This window comes from Mycobacterium sp. IDUB_37, from assembly GCF_055419245.1.
Genome location: NZ_JBVAXG010000010.1, coordinates 102653 through 128193, shown reverse-complemented (window position 1 = coordinate 128193; position 25541 = coordinate 102653). Strand labels below are relative to the sequence as shown.

The window sequence follows — 25541 nt, the reverse complement described above, 5'->3', positions numbered from 1 at the left end:
GTCACTACTTGCCTACCTCACTCGATCGTTGCGCCTCGATGTCGTTCAGGGCTCCGGTCATGTGCTCGCCCACCTTGGCGATGATCGGCTCGTCGATGGCCTGGATGTGCTCGCCACCGATCGGCACGACCTCGAGGTCGGCAACGAACTCACCCCAGCCGCCGTCCGGCTTGCGGACCGCGTACCGCGGCTCGAACATGATCGCGTCGTCATGGTAGCGATCGGCCATGTAGAGGGTGACATGCCCATCGAATGGATGGATCTCAGCGGTGTCGATCGCGCGGTTGTCCAGGTACGACGTGCGCTGGTGCTCGATGATCCCGGCCGGGATCTGCACACCGCTCTGGCCGACGGCGTCGAGGACGAACCGAATCTGGCCCTCGTCGTCGAGCTCCTCGAGCTGCTCGTACGGGATCGCCGGAATGGTGACGTTGAACGTCTTCTCGGCGAACTTGGCGTAGCGGTCCCAGCGCTTGCGGACCTCTTCCTTGGTCTGCGGGATCTCCTCGCCGGCGCGGACGGCGTCAATCAGGCCGACCCACCGGACATCCTTGCCCAGCCGCTTCAGCCCGATCGCGCACGCGTAGGCCAGCACCCCGCCCAGCGACCAGCCGGCCAGGATGTAGGGCCCGTCGCCCTGCAGTTCGATCAGCTTCGGGACGTATTGCGCGGCACGCTCCTCGATCGAGCCCTCGACACGGTCGAGACCGAACATCGGGGTGTCGGCCGGCAGCCGGTTGAGCAGCGGCTCGTACACGACGGTCGATCCACCAGCCGGGTGGAACACGAACACCGGCGGCCGGGTACTGCCTTCCGGCCGCGGCCGCAGGGTGCGGACGAACCCGTCGACCACGCCGGCCTCCAGATAGCCGCGCACCTTGTCTGCCAGCGCCTCGATGTTCTCCGAGCTCAGCACGTCGTCGACGGTGATCGGACCTTCGGCGCGCTCGGAAAGGCGCGTCGCCATCTTGGCGGCCTTCTCCTCGTCCAGCTTGGGCAGCCGGTTGAAGATGCCACCCGCGGACTTGCCGGTGACGATCGCCCAGGTGGCGAACGTGACCCGCTCGGCCGCATCACGCGGCGGCACGTCGGAGTTCAGCGCCTTGGCGACGGCCTCGGAGTTGAGCGCCTCGGCAGCACCGGCGAGATTCGGCTTGTCAGCCTCGCCGTTGGAGTTGCCGTTGGAGCCCGAAGGTCCAGCCGGGTTGGTCGGCGGCGGCGGAATCGGCACGTCCGACGGTGGCGGCGCAGTGGTCGCCTCCGGAACCGTCTCCGGCTCCGGCTCGGCCTTTTGGTCCGGTTCCGCATCCGGTGCCGGCGCGGTCACCGCTGACGGCTTAGCCCCGCTCAGCAATTCGGCCTGCGCCCGCGCGATGTCCTCGGCCGTCTGCGTCTTCTGGAAGTCGTGCAATTGCTCGACCTCTTCGCGGTGCTCGATCGCGTATTCGATCAGCTTCTCGACCGCATAGAGATTGGCGTCCCGGACAGCGGTCAGCTGGATCGGCGGCAGGTCGAAGTCGTACTCGACCCGGTTCTTGATCCGTACCGCCATCAGCGAGTCCAGGCCGAGCTCGATCAGCGGCACTTCCCACGGCAGGTCCTCGGGCTCGTAGCCCATGGCCGCCGCCACGATGGTGCCCAACCGCTCGGCGATCGTTTCACCGGACTCCGCCGACCATCTACCGACGGTAGACGGCAGGTAGCGGTTGGTCAGGGTGTCGGTCAGCGTCTCAGCTTCGTCCTCGACGGCAGCTTCGGCGATGGCCGGGCTGCCGGCCTCGCCTCCCGCGATCGCCGTGCCGGCCCCGACCGCAACGGGCAACACCGCAACGGAACCGCTGCGCGCCACCAGCGCGTCATAGACCAGCGTAAACGACTCGTCGATCCGCGCATGCACCTGAACCGACGCACCACCGGGGTGACGCGTCAACGTCGTCACCAACCGGGCGCCTTGGCTCGGCACCGCGCGCTTTTCCGAAGCCGTCAGTTGGGCGTCCGGCAGCACCGCCGCTGCGGCGGAACGCACCAAGGCAGCCAGGTCCGGCGTGACCTCCCGCGGCGTGTACTCCCACACGTGCCGGCCGTCCGGCAGTGCGACGTGGTTACCCGGCATCAGCACCGAGTTGTCGCCGGCGAAGTGCGCGTCCAGCCAGTGTTCCTTGCGCTTGAACCGGGTCGGTGGGATGTTCGCGTAATCCTGCGGACCACCTGCCGGGCTGTACAGCGTGCGTACGTCCAGAGCGTGGCCATGCACATAGAGCTGGGCCATCGTCGACACCATCGACTCGACCTCGTCCTGCTTACGCGCCAGGGTCGCGATCAACTGGGCGTCATGCAGGCCGGCCGCCGCTGTGGTCAGACCGATCTGCATCAGCGCGACCGGGTTGGGAGCCAGCTCCAGGAAGGTGGTGAAACCGCTGTCCACGGCGTTGCGGATGCCGTGGGTGAAGTACACCGAGTGGCGCATGCCCTTGATCCAGTAGTCGACGTCGTGGAGGGGCTCGCCACCGGGCTTGACGAAGCTGCCCTCATTCACCGTGGAGAAGATGCCGATCGAAGGGGTCTTCGCCTTGATGCCCTGCAACTCCGCGGAGAACTCCCCGAGCAGCGGGTCCATCTGCGAGGTGTGGCCGGCACCCTTGGTCTGAAGCTTGCGGGCGAACTTGCCCTCGGATTCAGCCCGGGCGACGATCGCGTCGATCTGGTCGGGCGGCCCGCCGATGACGGTCTGGCTGGGCGCGGCGTAGACGCACACCTCGAGACCCGGGAAGTCCGCGAACACCGTCTTGAGTTCGTCGGCGGAGTACTCGACGATCGCCATGAACCGGATGTACTCGCCGAACAGCATCGCCTCGCCTTCACCCATCAGGTGCGAGCGCGAACAGATCACCCGGGTCGCGTCCTCGAGCGACAGCCCGCCCGCGAAATACGCCGATGCGGGCTCGCCCAGCGACTGGCCCACCACCGCGGTAGGCCTTGCGCCGTGGTGCTTGAGCAGCTCACCCAGCGCGATCTGGATCGCAAAGATGGTGACGTTGCTGGTCTCGATGCCGTAGTCGTGCGAGTCGTCCAGGATCAGCTCGAGCACTGAGTAACCGCGCTCGTCCTGAATCAGCGAGTCGACCTTCTCGATCCACTGCGCGAAGACCTCATTACGCAGGTACAGGCTCTTCGCCATCTTGCGGTGCTGGGCACCGAAACCGGCCATGGCCCACACCGGACCGTTGGTCACCGGACCGTCGACACTGAAGACGTTGGGCTTCTGCTTGCCCTCGGCGACAGCGCGCATGCCCTTGATGGCTTCTTCATGGTTGTGGGCTAGCACCACCGCGCGCGACCGGCCGTGGTTGCGCCGCGACAGTGCGCGGCCGATCGACTCCAGGGATGACTCCTGGCCTTCGGGGCTTTCCAACCAGTCCGCGAGTTCAGCGGCCGCGGCCTTCTTGCGTGAGGTCAGGAACGCCGAAATCACCAACGGATACACGGGGTCCGGGAGTCCTTCTGCGGCAAGCTCTTCCAACGCGGCGGCTTTGAGGGCCAGCGCCTCATCGGTGACGCCCGGCAACTCGTACTCAGGCTCATCGGCAGCCTGTACATCGTCGGTGATGATGTTGCCGAAGTCGTCGAAGCGCAGCGAGTGGCCTTCACCCTCGATCAGGCCGCCACCGGACGACACCGACGGAGCTTGGGGAACCGTCTCCGGTTCCGGCTCACGCACGATCACGTCACGCGGCAGGACCTCGCGCACCACCAGGTGCGCGTTGGCGCCGCCGAAGCCGAAGCTGGATACCCCGGCCAGTGCATAGCCGCCGTAACGCGGCCAGTCGGTCGCGGTGTCGACGAACTTCAGCCGCATTGCGTCGAAGTCGATGTAGGGGCTGGGCCCGGCGAAGTTGATCGAGGGCGGCAACTTGTCGTGGTGCAGCGCCAGCACCACCTTGGCCATGCTGGCCACGCCGGCGGCCGACTCCAGGTGGCCGATGTTGGTCTTGATGGCACCCAGCAGCGCGGGACGATCCGCCGCACGGCCCTTGCCGATGACGCGTCCCAGTGCCTCTGCCTCGATGGGGTCGCCCAGGATGGTGCCGGTGCCGTGCGCCTCGATGTAGTCGACGGTGCGCGGATCGATGCCGGCGTCCTTGTAGGCCCGGCGCAACACATCGGCCTGGGCGTCCTGGTTGGGAGCGATCAGGCCGTTGGAGCGGCCGTCGTGGTTGATCGCGCTACCGGCGATAACAGCCAGAATCTGGTCGCCGTCGCGACGGGCGTCGTCCACCCGCTTGAGCACCAGCATGCCGGCACCCTCGGAGCGGGTGTAGCCGTCGGCGTCGGCAGAGAACGACTTGATCTTGCCGTCCGGTGCCAGCACGGCACCGATCTCGTCGAAACCAAGCGTCACAGCTGGGGTGACCAGGGCATTAACCCCGCCGGCGATCGCTACGTCGGCCTCGCCGTTACGCAGCGCCTGCACCGCTTGGTGCATGGCCACCAACGAACTCGAGCACGCGGTGTCGACCATGACGGACGGTCCACGGAAGTCAAAGAAATAGGAAACCCGGTTGGCGACGACCGCACCGGAGTTACCGGTGATCGCGTAGGGGTGCGCGACGGTCGGGTCCGAAATGGCCAGGAATCCGTAGTCGTTGTTGGTGACCCCGACGTACACGCCGACGGACTCGCCACGCAGGCTCGACGCCGGAATACGGGCGTGCTCGAGCGCCTCCCAGGTCAGCTCCAACGCCATCCGCTGCTGCGGGTCGATGTTGTCGGCTTCGGTCTTGGCGACCGCGAAGAACTCGGAGTCGAAGCCCTTGATGTCCTTCAGGTAGCCGCCGCGGGTGCGCGCCTGTCCGATGCGCTCGGCCAGGCGGGGCTCCTCGAGGAACTCTGACCAGCGGCCTTCGGGGAGGTCGGTGATCGCGTCGCGGCCTTCCATCAGCGCCGCCCAGGTCTCATCCGGGGAATTCATGTCGCCGGGCAGGCGGGTCGCCAGGCCGACGATCGCGATGTCGACGCGCTCGGCGGGACCATTGCGGGTCCAGTCGGCGGCATCGGCGTCGTCGTCCTCGGGCCGTTCAGGCTCGCCCTCGACGATCCGCGTCGCCAGCGACTCGATTGTGGGGTGCTGGAACGCGACCGCCACCGAGAGCGTGACACCGGTCATGTCTTCGATGTCGGCGGCCATGGCCACGGCGTCACGCGACGCCAGGCCCAGCTCCACCATCGGCACCGACTCGTCGATCGAATCAGGCGACTTCCCGATGGCATTGCCCACCCATTCGCGCAACCATTTGCGCATCTCGGGGACCGTAAGCTCGGTCTTCTTGGCGGGCGAGTTCTCCTGAGCGTCTTCTGTGTCAGCCATGGCTACCTTGATCGTGTTGGATCCGACGTCAGTCGGACGTGGCGAAGGTCGACGGGGAGCCGACGCCGCTGCGCAGGCTGCCGTCGAGGTAGGCCGTGCGGCAGGCGCGGCGGCCGATCTTGCCACTCGAAGTTCGCGGAATAGTGCCGGCCGGCACCAGCAGCACGTCGCGCACGGTCACCCCGTGCCCGACGGCGATGGCCGCCCGGATGTCGTCGGCGATCGGCTGATATTCGAGCTTGTGCGCACCCGCCGCCCGCTCACCGACGATCACAAGTTGCTCGGAGCTGTCGTCGGACTCGTACTTCAGGCCGGCGTGCGGGTCGTCGAATACCTTCTGCGGCAACTCGTTCGCCGATACCGAGAACGCGGCGACGTAGCCGATCCGCAGCGCCTTGGTGGCCTCCTGTGCGGTGGTCTCGAGGTCCTGCGGGTAGTGGTTACGCCCGTCGATGATGACGAGATCCTTGATTCGGCCCGCGATGTAGAGGTGCCCGTTGTGGTAGGTGCCGTAGTCACCCGTGCGCACCCAGGTGCCGTCGTCAGGGGCGCCTTCGGCGTGTGACTCCGATACGCGGGATTTGAGGATGTTCTTGAAGGTGTCGACGGTCTCCTGTTCCTTATCCCAGTAGCCGACGCCCAGGTTTTTGCCGTGCAACCAGATCTCGCCGATCTGTCCGTCCGGCAGTTCGCTGGCGGTGTCGACGTCGACGATGACCGCCCACTCATCGACGCCGATCTTGCCGGCGGAGACCTGCGGGACGGCGTTCGGCGCGTCCGCGGCCACCTCGACGAAGTGCTGCTTGTTCAGCTCGTCGCGGTCGACGTGAATGATTTTCGGTTCCTCATCCATCGGAGTGGTCGACACGAACAGCGTCGCCTCTGCCAAGCCGTAGGAGGGCTTGATGGAGGACATCCGGAAACCGTAAGGCGCGAACGCCTCATAGAACTTGCGCATGGACGCCGGCGAGACCGGCTCGCTGCCGTTGAGGATCCCCTTGACGTTGCTCAGGTCCAGTGGCGGCTCGTCGTCGCGAGGCAGACCGCGAACGGCGGCGTGCTCGAACGCGAAGTTAGGGGCGGCCGAAATGGTGCCTTGCGTGGTCTCTCCGGGCTTGCGAGCCAGCTCGCGGATCCACCGGCCGGGCCGGCGCACGAACGCGGCCGGCGTCATGAACGTGAAGCTCTGGCCCAACACCGGGGCGCACAGGGCGGTAATCAGGCCCATGTCGTGGAAGAACGGCAGCCAACTGACGCCGCGGTCACCTTCGTTGCCCTCCAACGCATTGAGTACCTGAAGCACATTTGTGGGCAGGTTGAGATGGGTGATCTGCACACCGGTCGGAGTACGGGTCGAGCCGGAGGTGTACTGCAGGTAGGCCGTGGTGGTCTCGTCGGCGTCGGGTTCCACCCAGGTGGAGGCGACTTCGGTCGGCACCGCGTCGACGGCGATCACCCGGGGACGTTCTTTGGCCGAACGGGCGCGGATGAACTTGCGCACTCCCTCGGCGGAGTCCGAGGTGGTGAGGATCGTGGACGGAGTGCAGTCGTCGAGCACCGCATGCAGGCGACCGACGTGACCCGGCTCGCCAGGGTCGAACAGCGGCACCGCGATCCGGCCCGAGTACAGCGCGCCGAAGAAGGAAACCAGGTAGTCCAGGTTCTGCGGGCACAGGATGGCAATCCGGTCGCCCGGCTGGGTGACCTGCTGCAGGCGTGCTCCGACGGCGCGGTTGCGGGAGCTGAAGTCCGAGTACGAGATGTCGCGCTCCACGCCGTCGCGTTCGGTGGAGTAGTCCAGGAAGCGGTAGGCCAGTTTGTCGCCGCGAACCTTGGCCCACTTTTCGACGTGGCGGACCAAGTTGGTGTTCTTGGGGAACTTGATCTTTCCGTTCACGATGAACGGGTTGTGGTAGGCCATTCCGCCCTCTCCTGTCACAAACTCTTTAGTTGCCGACCCTGATCTCTCCGAGCCGGCGAGCTCTGTTTTGCCGGCCTGAACCGACGGGTACTCACCTATCCGATGACCTGCGCCACCGGGTCGGCTACTGACGATCCAGCCGACTAAAGATCTACGCGCGGCCCGGCCCCAACCAGCTTCCACTCACGCGGGCGCTCGTCATTGCCGACTTTGACCCAGCCGGGTCAACCACATGCTCTTAATTTTCTCTTAATGTTAAGGGCCGGATGGCGGCAGACCAAATCACAAGGTACGCCTGGGCGCGTCCGCTGCCCCATCGAGAGGGGCTGTGTCGACTGCTCCCGCTCCAGTGGGGCGGCTACTGAGACCGGATCGTGGCCAAGCTGTGACTGAACGGCCTGCAAGGCCAGACGCGGGCCGATCGCAAGTCTGGTGTCAGCTGTGCTTCGGGTGCGGCGCCTTGTCCAGGACGGCTTTCGCCCAATTCAACGTCCACTGCGTGGCGGACAGTCCGTCGGAATTCCAGAAGTCGGTAGTGGCGTACATCGCGTGGATGGGCTGACCAGCGCCTCCGGCCAGCGTATTCATGGTGGCCGGGAGGTTGGCGGGGCTGAATGCCTCTTTCGGGGCGGCACAGATCAAGTCGCCCTCGGCGCAGATCTCGTTGGTCCGGGTGTCGAGCGCACCGAAGCCGCCCGGTCGCGCGCCGGTCATGGTCAACCCCAGCCCGGACAGGATCGGCACCTCGTGCAGGGTGATCTCGGCTCCCACACCTGGCGGCGTGGGGGGCACGTTGTTGCCCACCCCGTCCTGGCGGCGCCCGTCGGCGATCAACGTGGTACCGAGGACCAGATCCTCGTCGACGGGACCGAGGCCGTTACCAATGTCACTGGCGACGTCACCGCCGATCACCGCGCCTTGCGAGAAGCCGACGATCACGTAACTGGTCAACGGGCACCTGGTGTTCATGTCGGTCAGGGCCTTGACCGTCGCGCGGGTACCTTCGGCGCGGCTGTCGTTGTACGTCATCTGGTTGTCGGCGGACATCGGATTCCGGAACTGCGCCGTGTAGGGCACGGTGTACGTCTGCACCCGGCCCGCAGGGAACTGCTGAGCGATCGGTGCGGTCACGTTGAGCAGCAAGGCCCGCGGAAACTGAACTGGGTTCAGCGGGTCGTCGGTCAGGGAGGACTCCCAGGTACCGGGAATGGAGATCAGCTGCACATCGGGGCAGGAAGCGTCCTGCGAGGCAGGACGCGGATGGCTCGGATGGGACGTGGTGGGCGATGGAGGCAGCACGCCCGGGGGCACCGCGCTGGGCGGCACGTCGTGGTGCCGCAACAACATGACCCCGGCCACGATGACCAAGGCCACAACCAGAGCCATCGAGGCCGCCGCTGCCCAGGCGAGCAGTCGGCGGCGTTTGCGCCGGGCGGTATTGGCCATGTTCTCCTGCTAACGAAGTCCGGTAGGGGCCCGGAAAGGCCCCGGGCAATGGGCTGGGCGAGTGGTGCAAGGTAAGCGCACCGTCGCGCCCTAAACTCACCGGCGCAGGCATGATGCGGTTGTACCGCTCTGCTGCACTGCCTACACGGTACCGGCTCGTTGCGCGGAGCCATCCGTCCTGAACCGGCACCGTTTGACGCGGCGCCGGCCAGCTAGATCAATGGTCGATCAGCGAATCGCGCCGACGATGTCACCTGACATGGCGCCGAGCTGTCCGGCCCACGAACCCCAGCCGTTGTCGCCGCCACCGGGGAAGTCGAAGTGCCCGTTGTGCCCGCCAACCTCGCGGTAATGCTGGTAAAAGGTCCGGCTGGTACCCATCGCCGCCTCGCCGGCGCCCATCATGGCAGCGGGATTGCTGGCCGCCCCGGTGGTCGGGCTCCAGACCCAGACGCGGGTGTTGTTCTGGGCCAGCAAGGCCTCGTGCACCCACGGGTCGTGCCACTTCCAGCGACCCAACTGTGGGGCTCCCCACATGCCGTTGCCGTCCACGCCACCGAACTGCTGCAGCCCGGCCAGGATCGCGCCATTGGTGAAGGTCTCCGACGGGTACAGGAAGCCCGACAACGAACCGGCGAAGCCGAAGCGGTCCGGGTGGAACGCAGCCAGCGCCATCGCGCCATAACCGCCCTGCGAGGCGCCGACGACGCCGTGTCCGCCGGGAGCCAGGCCCTTGTTGGCAGCCAGCCAGTCAGGCAGCTCGCTAGACAGGAACGTGTCCCACTGCTTGCTGCCGTCCTGCTCCCAGTTGGTGTACATGCTGAATGCGCCACCGGCCGGCGCCACCACCGAGATGCCCTTTCCGGCCAGCGTGCCGAACGCGTTGCCCGCGGTGACCCAGTTGCTCACGTCGGGGTTCGCGTCGGCGGCGTCCAGCAGGTACACCGCGTGCGGCCCGCCGGCGAGGAAGGCCACCGGAATGTCGCGGCCCATCGCGCCCGATGGCACCATCAGCGTCTCGTAGGGGGCCGCCTGCGCCGTACCTGCGGGGCCCATGGGGCCAATACGTGCTCCGGTCATCGCCCCACCGAATGCGACAGCGATCACGGCTACGCAGAGCAGCCGTAGCAGCACCGACAGACCCCTCATGTCCACCCTCCATCGTGTATTGCAGCGTTCTGCGTTCAGCTCGTGGTGGGTGCGCGGCAAGGCACAACCCGCAAGGTAGCTAACCACACCCGGTATCGACGGGGTATAGCGGAGCTAACGTGCCAATAACTAACGGCGGCGACCCGGGTGGGTCGCCGCCGTCAGTTTTGATTTGTTCTCAAACCCCGAAGGGTTCAGACAACGGTTTAGGTGCCCGGGGTCGGGGCGGTTGCCGCGGTGGCCGGACCGGCACCGGGGGTCGCACCCAGGGTCGACTGCAGGTCACCCTTCATCGCCTGGACCTGAGCGCCCCAGTACGGCCAGTCGTGCGTGCCGTTGGCGTCGAAGTTGAAGATGGCGTTGTGGCCACCAGCGCCGTTGTACGCCTCCTGGAACTTCAGGTTGCTGGTCCGCACAAAGCCTTCCAGGAACTTCGCGGGCAGGTTGTTGCCACCGAGGTCCGACGGCTTGCCGTCGCCGCAGTAAACCCAGAGGCGGGTGTTGTTGGCAACCAGCTTGCCGACCTGCAGAGTCGGGTCGTTACGCTGCCAAGCCCCGCCTTCGACCGGGCCCCACATGTCGTCCTTCTTGTAACCACCGGCGTCACCCATGGCGAGACCGATCAGCGACGGGCCCATGGCCTGCGAGGGGTCGAGCAGCGCCGACAGCGAGCCGGCGTAGATGAACTGGTCCGGGTGGTACGCGGCCAGGATCAGAGCCGACGAGCCGGCCATCGACAGACCGACGGCAGCGCTGCCGGTCGCCTTGACGCTCTTGCTGCTCGCCAGGTAGGCAGGCAGCTCGCTGGTCAGGAAGGTCTCCCACTTGTACGTGGTGCAACCGGCCTTACCGCAAGCCGGGTTGTACCAGTCGCTGTAGAAGCTGGACTGGCCGCCGACCGGCATGACCACGGAGATGCCCGACTGCAGGTACCACTCGAAAACCGGGGTGTTGATGTCCCAGCCGCTGTAGTCTTCCTGGGCGCGCATGCCATCGAGCAGGTACAGCGCCGGCGAGTTGGCTCCACCGCTCTGGAACTGGACCTTGATGTTGCGGCCCATCGCGGCCGACGGCACCTGCAGGTATTCCACCGGCAGACCGGGACGCGAGAACGCACTCGCGGTCGCCGAACCGCCGACGAAGCCCACCAGACCCGACAGCAGGGCCGCGCCGACGGCACCCACCATGAGTCGGCGTGGCGTACCGGTTACGGCGCCACGAAACCTGTCAACAAGCTTCATCCTTGCTTCCTCATCCTCATCCTTGTGGGCGCGCCCTTACGCATCACGATGCTTGGGGGTCGCGTCCCGAACTGGGTCAGACTGCACGCACGCGGCGCTGCAGTGCTCGTGTAGTCAACCACACCTTGAGGCTCCAGCTCTCCTCCAGCCCGTCGGTCGTGGCGTCTTTCGGCGGCGGTCTGACGCGACTTTCAAACGTGTAATCCGATTCGAAAACGGCGTCTCGAAATGTGCCCACCGCACGGTGCGCGCTGGTTGAGCGCAAATACGACGTTGCTGGCCATATCGGTCGGCAAGCCGAAGACCGTGTCGAGCAGTCTTGAGAGAAAGCTAAAAAAATTGTGAGCCATCACTTATTCATGCGGCGGAGTGGGTGGCACCCGCGGCACCTCGAGACCGCATTTGACGAGTTCATAAAGCGGAACCCGGTCAATCCGGTATTGAGTGAATTCGTAGGCATGCAGCACGTTGGACACGAACCGGCGCACGCTCATGGGTGCGCGCACCGAGTTGAGCACCGATTGCGTGGCCGGGCACTTCAAGGCTGCCTCGGCCTCGGCTACCCACTGTTGATCGAGGTAGGCCGGGATGCCCGGCGGCCACTTGACCCACGGTCCGTCGGCCACCACCCAGTCCGGGAACAGGTTCTTGTCGTGTCCGATGCGGCCGTGCTTCAACCGCTCGGTGTGTGCGGCGAGTGGGTTGGCCAGCCCGATCTGGTCGATCACCCGGACATCGAGCCCCACGTTCATGCCCAGCATGCCCAGGTTGGTGAAGAACACTGCGTGTTGCGGCTTCTGGTTGGCCGGAATGCCCGGGGCACTGCCCGCCGGGATCATCGGCACCAGATCCCACTGCGTGTAGTTGCCCGACGGCAGCAGCAAGGCGCCGTCCGGAGTGTTGTTGAGCGCCACCAGCACCGCGGCCATCCGCGGATAGTCGAGGTAATCGGCCGCCGTCAGCGGGTGCGCTCGACCGGTCGCCTGTGCGTAGAAGCGCCGTTCGTCCACGATGCCCGCGTAGCTGACGTGGGTGGCGTCGTCGCCCATCCCCGGTGAGTTTGCTGCCCACAGCGACCAGCCGGCGACGCCCAGCCACAGCACGCTGATGGCTCCGGCCAGCCAGTACCCGGTCCGCCGCGAGAAATCCTTGCCATCGGGGATCACCACCGGCACCACGGCAACGGGAGCCAGCAAACAGAACAGCGGCGCGAGCAGCACCCGGCCGTGCATGAAGTCGCCACCTTGCCGGATCCAGTACAACGCCTGCAACAACCCGCTGACGACCATAAAAGTCACCACCGCGGCGGGGCTTTGCACCGCCCGGGCCACCCGGCCGTAGTCGGTCGCGAGGGTGGGACGCATGAACGACGGACGCCGTCGGGAGGCCGTCACCACGACGCCCAGCAGCACCAGCACGATGACCGGTATCCACAGCGAGTACGGCCCGTTGAAGTTGGCCAGATAGGTGAAGCCCTGTTCCCACTTGTCCCCGGCGGCGTCTTTGGCCAACGCGGTCCCCGGCACTAGCAGCCCGTAGTAGCCCATCCGGAAGATCTGGTAAGCGACCGGCAGGATTCCGCCGACCGCCACAATCAGTGCCCGACGCCGCCAACTTCGCGCCGCGATCAGCATCATGATCAATGCCGCGCCGCCGATCAGCGCCAACTCGGGCCGCACCAGCACGCTGCATCCAGCGACGAAGGCGAGCGCGCAGATGAACAAGCGGCTCTGCGCGCGGACCCGCAGCGGCTGCCCCCAACAAACCATCATCCACCACAGCAGCCCCAGATAGGCCAGCACCAGCCCGGCTTCCAGCCCGGAAGTGGCGAAATCACGCGCCGGCGGTACCGCGATGTACGCCAGAGCCCCGGCCGGGAGCATGATTGCCCGACGGCCGCGCAGGCTGGGCGCGTACAACCGGCCGGTGCCCAACATGAGCAGCACCACGCCCAGCACCGACAGGATCAGCGCGGTAGCCAGCGCCACGTACTCCAGCCGTAGTGGCCCGCCCAACCAACTGCCGACGTAGAGCAAATATGTCCAGGCGGTCGAGGTGTTGGCCTCGACCCGCTCGCCGGCATTGAAGACCGGGCCGTTACCGGCCAACAGATTCCGCACCGTGCGCAGCACGATCAGACCGTCGTCAGCAATCCAGCGCCGTTGCCAAGCGCCCCAACCGAACAGCACGGCAACCACCACCACGCTGATCCACAGGCTGATCCGGACCACGATCTGGTACGGAAAAACGGGCCACTTGACCCGGCGGGCCGCCGGCCGGCGGGCCCGAGCTTGCAGGGCAGCGACTTGCAGGGCTTTGAGTCGTTGACTAGCCGAAGGCAACGGCGGCACCAACTGATGCGATCCACGCCAGTGCCAGCAGTTGCAGCACGCGGTCGCGCAGCGCGATGTCCTCCGGCTCGCCGGCCAGACCACCGTCGACGTCCACGGCGTAGCGCAGGATCGCGATGGTGAACGGAATCATCGATACCGCGAACCAGGATCCCGAGTAGCGGTCGCGCTCGAATGCCCACAGTCCGTAGCACATGACCACTGCGGCGGCCGACAACGTCCAGACGAATCGCAGGTAGCTGTTGGTGTAGCTCTCCAGCGATTTGCGGATCGCCGCGCCGGTTCGTTCGGACAGTTGCAACTCGGCGTAGCGCTTGCCGGCCACCATGAACAGCGATCCGAAGGCGGCCGTCAACAGGAACCACTGGGACAGTGGGATATCGGTGGCCGCGCCGCCCGCGATGGCACGAATCAGATACGCCGACGACACGATGCAGATGTCGATGACAGCTTGGTGCTTGAGGCCGAAGCAATAGCCCATCTGCATGACCAGGTAGACCGCCATCACGACGGCCAGGTTGGGCGTCAGCCAGAAGGAGAGGCCCAGCGATACCGCGGCCAGCACCACCGCCAGTGAGTAGGCCAGCGATTCGGGCACCACGCCGGCGGCGATCGGCCGGAACCTCTTGGTGGGGTGTTCCCGGTCAGCCTCGACGTCGCGCGCGTCGTTGACCAGATACACCGCCGAGGCCGCCAGGCTGAACACCACGAAGGCGATCGAAACCTTGCCTGCGAGATCGAAGAGGTCGTAGCGGCCGCCGCGTCCCGCCGCCGCCAATGGCGCGGCCAGCACGAGCACGTTCTTCACCCACTGACGTGGGCGCATCGCCTTGATCACCCCGGTCACAATGTTCTTCGGAGATCCAGTCACCTCTGCGGTGTCCTCGCTCATCGCACCCACCTCTTGTCCACCCGGACGGCTAATGCAGCAACCCCTGCGCCGAGCGCGACGCCGGCGGCAACGTCACTGGGGTAGTGCACACCCAGCAATATTCTCGACAACGCCATCGGCGGCACCAGCACCGCGGGCAGGACACCGGCGGGCAGCCCGCCGGCCCGGCCCAGCAGGATCGCCGCAGCCGTCGTCGACGTGGAGTGCGCCGACGGGAAGCTGAGCTGGCTCGGGGTGCCGACATTGACCGCAACGGCAGGATGATGCGGCCGCTTGCGCCTGACTATCCGCTTGACCACGACGGCTGCGGCGTGTGCCGCGAAAGTGCCGGCGCCGGCCAATACCCAGTCGCGCCTCCTGCTCGGCGACAGGATCGCCCCGAGCAGCGCTACGACCAGCCAGCCGATGCTGTGCTCACCAAAGTGCGACATTGCGCGAGTGGTGGGCAGCACCCCGGGGCGTTGCGCCAACGCCGACTGGACGGCAACCATCATGGCGACTTCGCCGTGCGGCGGTTCCGCTGGGGAAAGGACTTCAGCCATGCGCCGACTCTTGGTTGGGACCAGGCAGCAACACCATCTCCCACTTCTGTTTGCTGGACAGCACGGGCAAGGCGTCGCGGTAGGCCCGGCGCATCTGGTCGAAACGGCGGGTCAACTGACGCTGCCGACGCAGCGACTGGAACAGCAACGAGAACATCTTGGCGCGGTCGCGCTGCCGGTACACCACGCCGCAACCATCGGCCGTGGTGACGGTGACGCCGTCGACCGTGCAGAGCCGGAACCAACGCGCATCCTGCGTCGCCACGTTGAACTCGGGACGCTCGTGGGCGGTCGGGTCGGCGACTTTGAGGTTGTGCACGATCCCGCGGGCCAGTCGGTAGCCGATCGTCAACGGGTTCACCGGCGGCTTCATCGCCTTGCTCTGGTGAGCCGGCGGGGGTAGCTCGCTGGCGGCCGGCAAGACCACCGCATCCGGATATTCCCTGCGCAGCCGATGCACTTCCGGCAGTGCCGATTCCAGGATGGAGAAGATGTGCTCCGGGCCGGCGAGGAAGTCGTCGATCGCCCTGTTCTGGATTGCGACCGTTGAATATTCCAGGCAGGCAAGGTGTTTCAGGGTCGCCTTCAGGTGGCTGCGGACCAGCCCGGTGACATCGCCGTCCCAGTGCATCGCCGCAACCACCAGTCGGTTGCGCAGATGGAAGTAGGCCTGCCAGTCGATAGCGTCGTCTTTGTCGCTCCAGGCCATGTGCCAGATCGCCGCACCGGGCAGCGTGACCGTCGGGTAGCCGTGCTCGGCAGCACGCAGTCCGTAGTCTGCGTCGTCCCACTTGATGAACAGCGGCAGCGGTTGACCCAGCTCCTCAGCGACCTGACGCGGGATCATGCACGTCCACCAGCCGTTGTAGTTGACGTCGATGCGCCGGTGCAGCAGTTTGCTCTTGTCCTCGCTGTCGTTGAGCGGGTACTCGGCGAAGTCGTGGTCGTACTCGGCGTGCGGGGCGGCGGTCCACATGAAGTTCGCCTGGTTGACCACCTCGCCCATGATGTGCAGGTGCGACGGCTCCTGAAGGTTGAGCATCTGGCCGCCCACCAACATCGGGGTCTTGGCGAACCGGCTCATCGCCAGCACCCGCAGGATCGAGTCCGGCTCGAGGCGGATGTCGTCGTCCATGAACAGGATTTGTTGGCAGTCGGTGTTTTTCAGCGCCTCGTACATCACCCGGCTGTAGCCTCCGGAGCCGCCGAGGTTGGGCTGGTCGTGGATGGATAGGCGATTGCCCAGTCGTTCCGCGGCCGCCGGGAAATCCGGGTGGTCACGGACCTTACGGGTGCCCTGGTCGGGCACGATCACGGCGCTCACGACCGCGTCCACCAACGGATCGGCGGTGAGATCAAGCAACGCGTTGGCACAGTCGGACGGCCGGTTGAACGTCGGAATGCCTACCGCGATGTTCGCCGTCCCCGGCGCCGGAACGTCGGCATACCAACCCCCACTGAGCAGGCTGACCTTGGTATCGGTGGTGATGTCGAACCATATCCAGCCGCCGTCTTCGAACGGCTTGAGCGGGACCTCGACCTCGAGGACTGCCGGGCTCTCTTCGGTGCCGGCGAACGGGTGCCCTTCGATGTAGATCCGGGCCCCAGTGGCCTTGGTGCGGTAGAGGTCCACGCGGCCGGTTCCGGTGAGCTCGACCCGCAGCACTACCGAGCTGCAGATGGACCAGCGCCGCCAGTAGCTGGCCGGGAACGCGTTGAAGTACGTCGCGAACGACACCTCGGACTCCGCGCCGATCTGCAGCGACGTCCGACTGCTCGCGTGGGCACGCCGCGCGTTGGTGGTCGACTCCTCCAGGTACAGCTTGCGCACATCGAGGGGTTCGCCCGGGCGCGGCAGGATGATCCGGTACAGCAGGCTCACGGCGGTCATCAGCTGGCCCCTTCAGTGAGCGCGGCCCCATCACGCAGGTGCGGGGCGAGGACGTTGTCGTACATGCTCAAAGCGCTGGCAATGGCCATATGCATATCCAGATATTGGTAGGTGCCCAAGCGTCCGCCGAACAGCACCTTGGCTGCCGCAGTCTCGGACTTCGCCCTGGCCCGATAGGCAGCCAACAGGGCGCGGTCGGCGTCGGTATTGATCGGATAGTAGGGCTCGTCTTCATCTTTGGCGAAGCGCGAGTACTCGCGCATGATCACCGTTTTGTCGGTCGGGTAGTCACGCTCGGTATGGAAATGACGGAACTCGTGAATGCGGGTGTAGGGCACGTCGAAGTCGTTGTAGTTCATCACCGGTGTGCCCTGAAAGTCGCCGACCGGCAGCACTTCCAGCTCGAAGTCCAGGGTGCGCCAACCCAGCCGACCCTCCGCGTAGTCGAAGTAGCGGTCCAGCGGCCCGGTGTACACGACGGGAGCGTCCGGGTTGAGGGCGCTCAGTTCGTCGCGAACCTCGAACCAGTCTGTGTCGAGCCTGACCTCGATGCGGTCGTCGGCAGCCATGTTCTGCAGCCACGCGGTGTAACCATCCACCGGCAGGCCTTCATAGGTGTCGTTGAAGTACCGGTTGTCGAAGTTGTAGCGCACCGGCAGCCGGTTGATCACCGCGGCCGGCAGCTCCGCGGGATCGGTCTGCCACTGCTTGGCGGTGTAGCCCTTCACGAACGCCTCGTACAGTGGGCGGCCGATCAGCGAGATCGCCTTCTCCTCAAGGTTCTTCGCGTCTGCGGTGTCGATCTCGGCAGCCTGTTCGGCGATCAGCTGGCGCGCTTCCTCCGGGGTGAAGTACTTGCCGAAGAACTGCGACACCAGGCCCAGCCCCATCGGGAACTGGTAGGACTGCCCGTTGTACATCGCGTACACCCGGTGCTGGTAGCCGGTGAACTCGGTGAACTGGCGGACGTAGTCCCACACCTTCTTATTGGAGGTGTGAAAGAGGTGCGCGCCGTACTTGTGCACCTCGATGCCGGTTTCCGGTTCGGCTTCGGAATAGGCGTTACCGCCGATGTGCGGGCGCCGCTCGACAACAAGAACCCGCTTGTCGAGTTGGGTGGCCACGCGCTCGGCAATCGTCAGGCCGAAAAATCCGGAGCCGACGACATAGAGGTCATAACGACCGGAAGGAGAAGTCATCGGTTGCCTAGGGTATCCGACCTTGCCAGCAAAACCCGATTTGGCGGGTCGCACAAGGCAGGCTTTTCCCAAGTGCCAGACCGGGAAAGGTCGTTCCGTGGTCTGACAAGAGTCCCGGCTGGGGCCGTGTAGTGGTCTTTTGGACCGTTCGAGATGACCGTGAGTGGGGCCCGCCGGGGCCGATTGTTCGGTCGAACGTCACACCTTCGAACCACTCACCTCACAATTCGATCTCGCCACTCTAGTCACATCAGTCTCACTCGTACCATCAGTCATGTGGGCTTCATGCCCCTCGTACGAATCTCGACCCAGTTTTGAGTTGTCCACATTTGAGGAGACTTCCGTGCCGAATCGTCGCCGACGCAAGCTTTCGAAAGCCATGAGCGCGGTCGCCGCCCTGGCAGTCGCAAGTCCGTGCGCATACTTTCTCGTCTACGAGTCGACCGCCGACATCAAGCCGACGGAACATCACGAGTTCAAGCGGGCAGCCAGCGTCACCGACCTGCCGAACGAGTTGATTTCCGCCTTGTCGCAAGGGCTGTCGCAGTTCGGGGTCAACATCCCGCCGGTACCCTCCCTCGGCGGCACTGGCGCTGCCACCTCAGGCCTCGGGACGACCGGCCTCGGTACCCCAGGGTTGGCCAGCCCAGGCCTGGGCGGCGCCGGTCTGAGTCCCGCGACTGCTCTGACGCCGACCACTCCCGGCTCGCTCGCGTTGCCGGGCACCACCTTGACATCCCCGGCGGGCGCGGGCGTCAACCCCGCGCTGGCCAATCCCGGCCTCACCAGCCCGACCGGGGTAGCGCCGGGCCTCACCAGCCCGTCAGCGCTCAGCCCGGCCACCGGCGCCGGCGAGGTTCCGATTTCGGCGCCGGTCGGACTGGACCCGGGTGCCGACGGCACCTATCCGATCCTTGGGGACACGTCCGGCCTCGGCGGCGGCACCGGCCTGTCGCCGGTCGGCGGCGGCAGTGGCGGCGGCAGCGGCGGACTGGTCAGCGACGTCATGCAAATGGCGAACCAGTTGGGCGCCACTCAGGCCATCGACCTGCTCAAAGGCCTGATAATGCCGGCGATCATGCAACAGGTTCAAGGCGGTGCAGCGGCTGGTGCATTGCCCGGCGCGGCCGGCGCACTACCCGGCGTTGCCGGCGCTCTTCCCGGTGCCGCCGGCGCACTTCCCGGTGCCGCGGCAGCACTACCCGGTGCGGCAGCAGCACTTCCGGGCGCGGCAGCAGCCGTGCCCGGTGCGGCAGCCGGCGCGGCGACAGCCCTTCCGGGGGCGGCGGCCGCGGCCGTGCCTTCCCTGCCCGGGGTAGCCGCAGCAGCGCTGCCGCCCGTCTAATTCAATGTTCGATGGTCGCGACCCGCTGCGCCCGGCTACGCCGAGCTTGCGATCGCGACTAGGCCGATAAGCCTGTCACCTGACGACACCGCAGAGTCGCACTGGACTGGGTCACGTCACCTCATCCAGACACAAATCCTCTGCGGTGTCGTCGACAGGTTTCGGGCCGCTTAGCCCGTGTCGCCACATAAGAAACATTAGACACACACGTAACATCGGCCTGGTGTCCCGCCGCCGTGCGCCCACGATGATGCTCACCGCCGTCTTAGCGACGGTGGTCATCGTCTCGTGGGTCCTGGTGTGCCTCCCCACCGGCAGCAGTCCGACTCCGACGCCTCGCGACACCAAACTCGCCGAACAGCCCCTGGTCGGGCTCGGCGGCGGGGTCACCATTCGGGAACTCAGCCAGGACACCCCTTTTTCACTGGTAGCGCTGACCGGAGATCTGGTCGGCACGTCCGCCCGGGTGCGCGCCAAACGCCCCGATGGATCGTGGGGTCCCTGGTATCAGACCGAATATGAAACCGCCGCGCCTGACCCCGGCCGGGTCGGCGAGACAAGCGGGGCACCGCGCGGAACCGACCCGGTGTTCGTCGGCACCACGACGACCGTGCAGATCGCCGTCACCCGACCGACCGACGCGCCGGTGACTGAGGCACCGCCGGCACCGGCCCCGTCGGAGAAAGGCGGCCTCGGCTACCGGCCGGCCACCAAGGAACAGCCTTTCGGACAGAACATTTCGGCCGTACTCATCTCGCCGCCGCTGGCGCCGGAAACGCATTGGAATCCGCCCGTCGGCGTCACCATGGCGGGTCAGGCACCGGCCATCATCAGCCGTGCGCAGTGGGGCGCCGACGAGTCGCTTCGGTGTGGGAGCCCCGAGTACGGCCGGTCTGTGCGGGCAGGCGTGGTGCACCACACCGCCGGTAGCAACGACTACTCACCGCTGGAGTCAGCCGGCATCGTCAAGGCGATCTACACGTATCACAGCAAAACGCTGGGCTGGTGCGACATTGCCTACAACGCGCTGGTCGACAAGTACGGCCAGGTGTTCGAAGGCAGCGCTGGCGGGCTCACCAAGCCGGTCCAGGGTTTCCACACCGGTGGATTCAACCGGGAAACCTGGGGCGTGGCGATGCTCGGCAACTTCGACGACGTGCCGCCGACTCCGATCCAGATTCGCACGGTTGGCCGCCTGCTGGGCTGGCGGCTCGGCCTGGACGAGGTCGACCCGAAGGGCACCGTGGAACTGGAGTCGGCCGGTAGCTCCTACACCGTCTATCCGGGCGGCGCGATCGCCAAGCTGCCGACCATCTTCACTCACCGCGACGTCGGCAACACCGACTGCCCGGGTAACGCCGCATACGCACTGATGGACGAGATCCGCGACATCGCCGCACATTTCATGGACCCGCCCGAGGAACTGATCAAGGCGCTGGAGGGCGGCGCGATCTACCAGCACTGGCAGGAGATCGGCGGCATGACCAGCGTGCTGGGCGCGCCGACCTCACCGGAGCTGGACGCCGAGGGCGGGGCTCGGTACGCGACCTTCGCGAAGGGCGCGATGTACTACTCTCCTGCGACCGGACCCCAACCGGTCACCGGCGCCATCTACGACGCGTGGGCAGCGCAAAGCTACGAGCGCGGTCCGTTAGGGCTGCCGACCAGCGCGGAAATCCAAGAGCCGTTGCAGGTCACGCAGAACTTCCAACACGGGACGCTGAACTTCGAGCGGCTCACCGGCAATATCAACGTCGTCCTCGACGGCATCACCACTCCGCTTTCGACGGAACCGCCGAGCGGCCCGAACGTCCCCGCCGAACACTTCTCGCTGCCGTCGCACCCGCCGAACTGACGCGAACTACATCCCCCGCCGGTCGGCGCCGATGCTCAGCACCGCGACGTCATCGTCGGGATCGAGCTTCGGAATCAACGTGGCAAGTTCGTCGATCAGGGCGCCGGGGGCCAACTCTGCCCGCTCGGCGACGAAGGCGGTCAGACTGTCGTCGTCAAACGGCTTGGCGCCGCGACGCGCCTCAACGAGACCATCGGTATAGAAAAGAAGACTCTGACCCAGGCGCAGGCGCACGCTGCAGGCATCAAATGTTGCATCCGGTACTACGCCCACCAGCATTCCGCCGCTGGAGCGAACCGGGGCAACGGTCCCGCTCACGGCGTCCACGAGCAGCGCCGGCGGATGGCCACCGGTGGCAATAGTCACCCAGAAACCGTCGTGGTCCCCCGACGGCTGAATCGTTCCCAACAAAACCGTGCACATCCGGCGCGGGACCGCCTCACGCAACATCACCGAATTCAACTCCACCAGTGCCTGCACGGGATCGCGATGATGCAGCGCGGCCGAACGCAACGTATACCGAATCAGCGACGTCACCACCGCGGCGTCCGCGCCATGGCCTTCGACATCGCCGATAAAGAATGCCCACCGATTCTCGCCCAGACCGAACACGTCGTAGAAATCCCCGCCGACCCGACGCGAGGATGCCGGGTGATAGCTCGCCGCGAGGGTCAATCCGTCGATGGCGGGCAGCGACGGCGGCAATAAGGTCTTTTGCAGGACCGCCGCATAGGCCTCGACTGAATCTCGTTCCCGCTCGACGATGTCACGATCCCGCACCGCATCGTCACGATCAGAACGGGCAAGGTCGCGGTCTTGGCGTGCTTCGAGGCCGTCGAGACGGGCATCGTCGCGCGCCTGCCGAGCCATGTCGAGGTCGCGGCGGGCGGCGTCCCGATCCGAGCGGGCGTCATCAAGGGCGAACTCGGCGGCCACCCGCAATCGTCGCTCCACCCGCGGTGAGTCCACCACTGACAACCGCAATCCCAGCTGTTCGATCACCAGAGCAGCGAAGTCGTCGAGAGCAGCGAGTTGCTCGCCGGACGCGGTGCGCGGCTCAGTATCCATCACCACTACGGCACCCAACCGGTGCCCGCCCAAGTCCACGATCGGAGCGCCGGCATAGAACCGGATCCCATACTCGCTGATCAACCGGTTGTCGATGGTATGAGGGTCGGTCAACGCGTCCTCGACCACCACGTGGTCAACAACGCCCTCAATGAGCACTACGCACAAGCCTTGGTCGCGCGCCACGTAGCGCAACCCAGCGTCCAGCCCGCACGCACCGGCGAACCAGACTCGGTCGGAATCGACGATCGACACGACGGCCATCGGCGCCTTCAAGGTCCAGGCGGCCAGCCTTGCGAGCCGCTGGAAGACCGGGTCAGCAGGTGCAGCAAGAACGCGAAAGCGCTCCACGGCTTGCATCCGCGCAGACTCCGCAGCGTCGCCGGAGCGGGGAAGGTCAGAAATGATCGTTGATTCCTGTGTCGAATGCCTGAAACCTCATCACCACGGCATGCCCGACATGCACTCCTAAAATTATGACCGCGAACTGAATACTGCGCAACGAACGCAGGTAGCCCGCGCGACCAGCACAATCCTGGCCACGTAGGTCGACACCTAGTTGGCCGCTACCCTGCCAATGTGCCCGACACGCCCTACCTGAGTATCGATCTCGGCCGGGTGCAGGAGAACTACCGTTCCCTACAGTCCGCCCTGCCGGACGCGCAGATTCGCTACGCCGTCAAAGCAAATCCGGCAGCACCGATCCTGAGCCTGCTCGCGACCGAGGGCGCCACATTCGATGTCGCATCGGTCGGAGAAGTCGACACCTGCGTGGCTGCCGGCATCGACAGCGCGCTTCTGGCGTTCGGGAACACCGTCAAGAAGCCGTCGGCGGTCGCTCAGGCGTTCGCCCGTGGGGTTCGCCGCTTCGCCTTCGACACCGAACACGATCTGGTCGCGATCGCCGAGCACGCCCCTGGTTCGGGCGTGGAATGTCGTATAGCACCGGCATTTCCGTCGTCGGTGACGCCGTTCGGGCACAAGTTCGGCTGTACCCCTGATGCGGCCGCGGGCTTACTCAACCGTGCCCGGCAACTCGGACTTCAGGCCCAAGGTGTCTGCTTTCACGTCGGCTCCCAGCAACTCGACCCCAGCGCATGGGATCTCGGCATCCGTTGTGCAGCAGAAGTATTCAACGCGGTAGGCGGCATCTCGACCCTCAACGTCGGCGGCGGATTCCCTCTTCCCTATGTGGCGGGCGCGCCGGCACTGGCAACCATTGCTGACATCATCGCCGCGGCCGTGGTACGTCATTTCGGTTCTCAGACACCGCAACTCGTAGCGGAGCCGGGCCGCGTCATCGTCGGGTCGGCTGGAACCATCGAATCCGAAGTGGTCTCGGTCCGAACGGGCACCGACGGCCGGCGCTGGGTATACCTCGATATCGGACGGTACGGCGGCCTTGCGGAAACCGAGAACGAGTACATCCGGTACCGGCTGAGGACGTCGCGTGGTGGTGACCCCACCGCGGATGCCGTGCTCGCGGGTCCGACCTGCGACGGGGACGATGTGCTCTATCAAAGCTATCCACTTCCGGTCACACTGTGTCCCGGCGATCGCGTGCAGATCGAGGATTCCGGCGCGTATACCGCCAGTTATGCATCGGTGGACTTCAATGGGTTTCATCCGTTGCCAACATCTTTCGCGTCTGAGGTCGAAACCGGACGGACAATTGCCGAGCCGTTGGCGCCGGGCCTGACCAGACATTGGAATATGTCCAAGGTCATCTGCGAAGTGCACACCGAGTATCAACATTTGGTGATCGGCCGTACCGAGCAAGGCATCGCATTGTTCAGCGACGACGAACGACAAAGCACCGAGTTCAGTCAGCTCGTCTATCACGAGGCACTGCTGGTACCGGCAATGCTGCTCGCCGAGAAGATCAATCGGGTGCTCGTGATCGGCTCAGGCGAGGGCGTGGTGAGCCAACTGGCAGTAGCCGCCGGGGCCACGCATGTCGATCACGTCGATATCGACCGCGAAGCGGTACGGCTGTGTGCAGAACACCTGCCCTACGGCTACACGATCGACGAATTGCGCAGGGCCGAAGCGGGAATCGGCCCGATCACCGTGCATTACCGCGACGGCTGGGACTTCGTGCACCAGTCAATCGAGTCATACGACATCGTGGTGGTCGACCTCCCCGACGAACGCTCCGAGCCGGCTCAACACAACCGCTTGTACGACCTCGGCTTTCTGCAGCGATGCCGCGAGATCGGCCAGGTGGTCGTCGACCAGGCCGGCTGCCAGACACTATGGCGCAATGAGACCCTGCGTTGGTCATGGCGCCGGTTCCACGAAACCTTCGACACCGTAGTCTATTTCGGCAGCGACGAGCACGAGTGGGCGTTTCTGAGCGGCCTTTCGGGTCCCGTCCTCGGCGATCCGGTGGCGATGATGGCCGCACGGTTACCGGGGCTGGCGTACCGGCCGCACACCATCGATGTCGCTTCATTGGTGGCGTGCACGGTCCCGCCAAAAACTTTGCGGATTATGTGAAGGCGTTTACCATTGATAATATCGCCCCTCCGATAGAATTATATGCCGCCAAATTGGCCAACGGCTGGTGTCCAATTCCCAGCTTTGCGTGAATGGCGGTAGGGGCGGCAGGCTGTTCGGAAATGGCGGTGCCGGCGGCAACGGCGGCATCATTCCCGGCACCATCAACGACGACGGCGGAGCCGCTGGGGCGATCTTCGGTTCCGGTGGCGCTGGCGGAGCGGGCGGCAACGCCGGTACCGGCGAAACCGCCGGAACGGGCGGTGACGGCGGGGCCGGCGGCGATGCAGTACTGATCGGAGTAGGCGGCGACGGCGGCAACGGCGGGGTCGGCTTGACGCCTGGCAGCGGTGGCGGCCGGCAAGGGCGGGCTATTTCTCGGCGACAACAAGGTCAACGGCTTGATCTAGCCGCGTTTTCGAGCGGCCCCGAATTGACCGCACGCCACGAGATACGCTCGGCGGCGACCCGCTCCACCGAACATGAGCGCGGGTGAACGCGGCGGTCTCCGAGTAGCCGAGCCGCCGTGCGGTTTCGGAAACGGTGAGCCCTGAGTTCAGCAACGCACCGGCCAATGCCGCGCGCCGCCGATACGACAGCTCCTCGCATTGGTGGATGCATATCGCAACAGGCCGCGCATCAACCGCCGGCCTGGGCTGGTTGACGAGCGCAGCCGGAATGATCAGCGCGCTCCGCGAGCTGCGCTCGACCAGCTCCATGGTGTCGTAGTCGACACGGCCACCAGAAGGGCGACGTCAGAGTGCCAGATCGTCGGCA

At 65.7% G+C, this 25541-nt stretch carries 15 protein-coding genes; 4 read left to right on the top strand and 11 right to left on the bottom strand.

All coding sequences use genetic code 11. The features are described from left to right. Positions 1-4: 4 nt before the first annotated feature. The 10 genes from pks13 to glf form a co-directional block, all read right to left on the bottom strand. Positions 5-5365: a polyketide synthase Pks13 gene (pks13, locus tag ACZY1I_RS26720; protein WP_463759570.1), complete on the bottom strand. Its 5361-nt coding sequence runs from the start codon at positions 5363-5365 to the stop codon at positions 5-7. A gap of 28 nt (positions 5366-5393) precedes the next feature. Beyond that, the gene (gene fadD32, locus ACZY1I_RS26715) at positions 5394-7286 is read right to left on the bottom strand and encodes a long-chain-fatty-acid--AMP ligase FadD32 (protein ID WP_463759568.1); all 1893 of its coding nucleotides are present in this window, start codon (positions 7284-7286) and stop codon (positions 5394-5396) included. Between the two features lie 435 nt (positions 7287-7721). Then, complete coding sequence (gene culp6, locus ACZY1I_RS26710; RefSeq protein ID WP_463759565.1) at positions 7722-8732, bottom strand: carboxylesterase Culp6; 1011 nt, start codon at positions 8730-8732, stop codon at positions 7722-7724. Between the two features lie 228 nt (positions 8733-8960). Then, positions 8961-9812: an alpha/beta hydrolase-fold protein gene (locus ACZY1I_RS26705; RefSeq protein WP_463759905.1), complete on the bottom strand. Its 852-nt coding sequence runs from the start codon at positions 9810-9812 to the stop codon at positions 8961-8963. A gap of 275 nt (positions 9813-10087) precedes the next feature. Beyond that, on the bottom strand, positions 10088-11122 hold the full coding sequence (locus ACZY1I_RS26700) for an esterase family protein (RefSeq protein ID WP_463759562.1): 1035 nt from the start codon (positions 11120-11122) through the stop codon (positions 10088-10090). Positions 11123-11475: 353 nt separating this feature from the next. Continuing rightward, entirely contained in the window at positions 11476-13464 is a 1989-nt protein-coding gene (gene aftB, locus ACZY1I_RS26695; RefSeq protein ID WP_463759559.1) for a terminal beta-(1->2)-arabinofuranosyltransferase, read from the bottom strand. Continuing rightward, the gene (locus ACZY1I_RS26690; RefSeq protein WP_463759556.1) at positions 13451-14365 is read right to left on the bottom strand and encodes a decaprenyl-phosphate phosphoribosyltransferase; all 915 of its coding nucleotides are present in this window, start codon (positions 14363-14365) and stop codon (positions 13451-13453) included. Before ACZY1I_RS26690 ends, aftB begins: the two co-directional genes overlap by 14 nt. Beyond that, complete coding sequence (locus ACZY1I_RS26685) at positions 14362-14907, bottom strand: phosphatase PAP2 family protein (protein ID WP_463759554.1); 546 nt, start codon at positions 14905-14907, stop codon at positions 14362-14364. Before ACZY1I_RS26685 ends, ACZY1I_RS26690 begins: the two co-directional genes overlap by 4 nt. Further along, positions 14900-16798 carry a glycosyltransferase gene (locus ACZY1I_RS26680; RefSeq protein WP_463759550.1) on the bottom strand — a complete coding sequence of 633 codons (1899 nt, stop codon included), beginning with the start codon at positions 16796-16798 and terminating at the stop codon, positions 14900-14902. Before ACZY1I_RS26680 ends, ACZY1I_RS26685 begins: the two co-directional genes overlap by 8 nt. Further along, positions 16798-17997 (bottom strand): UDP-galactopyranose mutase, encoded by a 1200-nt coding sequence (gene glf, locus ACZY1I_RS26675; protein ID WP_463759547.1) that lies wholly within the window; start codon positions 17995-17997, stop codon positions 16798-16800. The genes ACZY1I_RS26680 and glf overlap by 1 nt, the downstream gene beginning before the upstream one ends. A gap of 343 nt (positions 17998-18340) precedes the next feature. On the opposite strand from glf, the gene ACZY1I_RS26670 reads away from it, so the two are divergent. Further along, positions 18341-19342, top strand: a complete 1002-nt coding sequence (locus ACZY1I_RS26670) for a PirG (protein ID WP_463759544.1) — start codon at positions 18341-18343, stop codon at positions 19340-19342. A 220-nt stretch (positions 19343-19562) separates the two neighbouring features. Then, positions 19563-21197 (top strand): N-acetylmuramoyl-L-alanine amidase, encoded by a 1635-nt coding sequence (locus tag ACZY1I_RS26665; protein WP_463759903.1) that lies wholly within the window; start codon positions 19563-19565, stop codon positions 21195-21197. 6 nt (positions 21198-21203) lie between these two features. On the opposite strand, the gene ACZY1I_RS26660 is transcribed toward ACZY1I_RS26665, so the two are convergent. Continuing rightward, positions 21204-22625 carry a PP2C family protein-serine/threonine phosphatase gene (locus tag ACZY1I_RS26660; RefSeq protein ID WP_463759542.1) on the bottom strand — a complete coding sequence of 474 codons (1422 nt, stop codon included), beginning with the start codon at positions 22623-22625 and terminating at the stop codon, positions 21204-21206. Between the two features lie 219 nt (positions 22626-22844). Here ACZY1I_RS26660 and ACZY1I_RS26655 point away from each other — a divergent pair, with 219 nt between their 5' ends. Next, on the top strand, positions 22845-24764 hold the full coding sequence (locus tag ACZY1I_RS26655; protein ID WP_463759538.1) for a spermine/spermidine synthase domain-containing protein: 1920 nt from the start codon (positions 22845-22847) through the stop codon (positions 24762-24764). A 67-nt stretch (positions 24765-24831) separates the two neighbouring features. After that, entirely contained in the window at positions 24832-25260 is a 429-nt protein-coding gene (locus tag ACZY1I_RS26650; RefSeq protein ID WP_463759535.1) for a hypothetical protein, read from the top strand. The last annotated feature ends 281 nt before the right edge of the window (positions 25261-25541 follow it).

Bases quoted from the DNA above. Each gene is read 5' to 3' on its own strand.
- pks13 (WP_463759570.1), bottom strand. From the start codon at position 5,365: ATGGCTGACACAGAAGACGCTCAGGAGAACTCGCCCGCCAAGAAGACC.
- fadD32 (WP_463759568.1), bottom strand. From the start codon at position 7,286: ATGGCCTACCACAACCCGTTCATCGTGAACGGAAAGATCAAGTTCCCC.
- culp6 (WP_463759565.1), bottom strand. From the start codon at position 8,732: ATGGCCAATACCGCCCGGCGCAAACGCCGCCGACTGCTCGCCTGGGCA.
- ACZY1I_RS26705 (WP_463759905.1), bottom strand. From the start codon at position 9,812: ATGACCGGAGCACGTATTGGCCCCATGGGCCCCGCAGGTACGGCGCAG.
- ACZY1I_RS26700 (WP_463759562.1), bottom strand. From the start codon at position 11,122: ATGAAGCTTGTTGACAGGTTTCGTGGCGCCGTAACCGGTACGCCACGC.
- ACZY1I_RS26690 (WP_463759556.1), bottom strand. From the start codon at position 14,365: ATGAGCGAGGACACCGCAGAGGTGACTGGATCTCCGAAGAACATTGTG.
- ACZY1I_RS26685 (WP_463759554.1), bottom strand. From the start codon at position 14,907: ATGGCTGAAGTCCTTTCCCCAGCGGAACCGCCGCACGGCGAAGTCGCC.
- ACZY1I_RS26680 (WP_463759550.1), bottom strand. From the start codon at position 16,798: ATGACCGCCGTGAGCCTGCTGTACCGGATCATCCTGCCGCGCCCGGGC.
- glf (WP_463759547.1), bottom strand. From the start codon at position 17,997: ATGACTTCTCCTTCCGGTCGTTATGACCTCTATGTCGTCGGCTCCGGA.
- ACZY1I_RS26660 (WP_463759542.1), bottom strand. From the start codon at position 22,625: ATGCAAGCCGTGGAGCGCTTTCGCGTTCTTGCTGCACCTGCTGACCCG.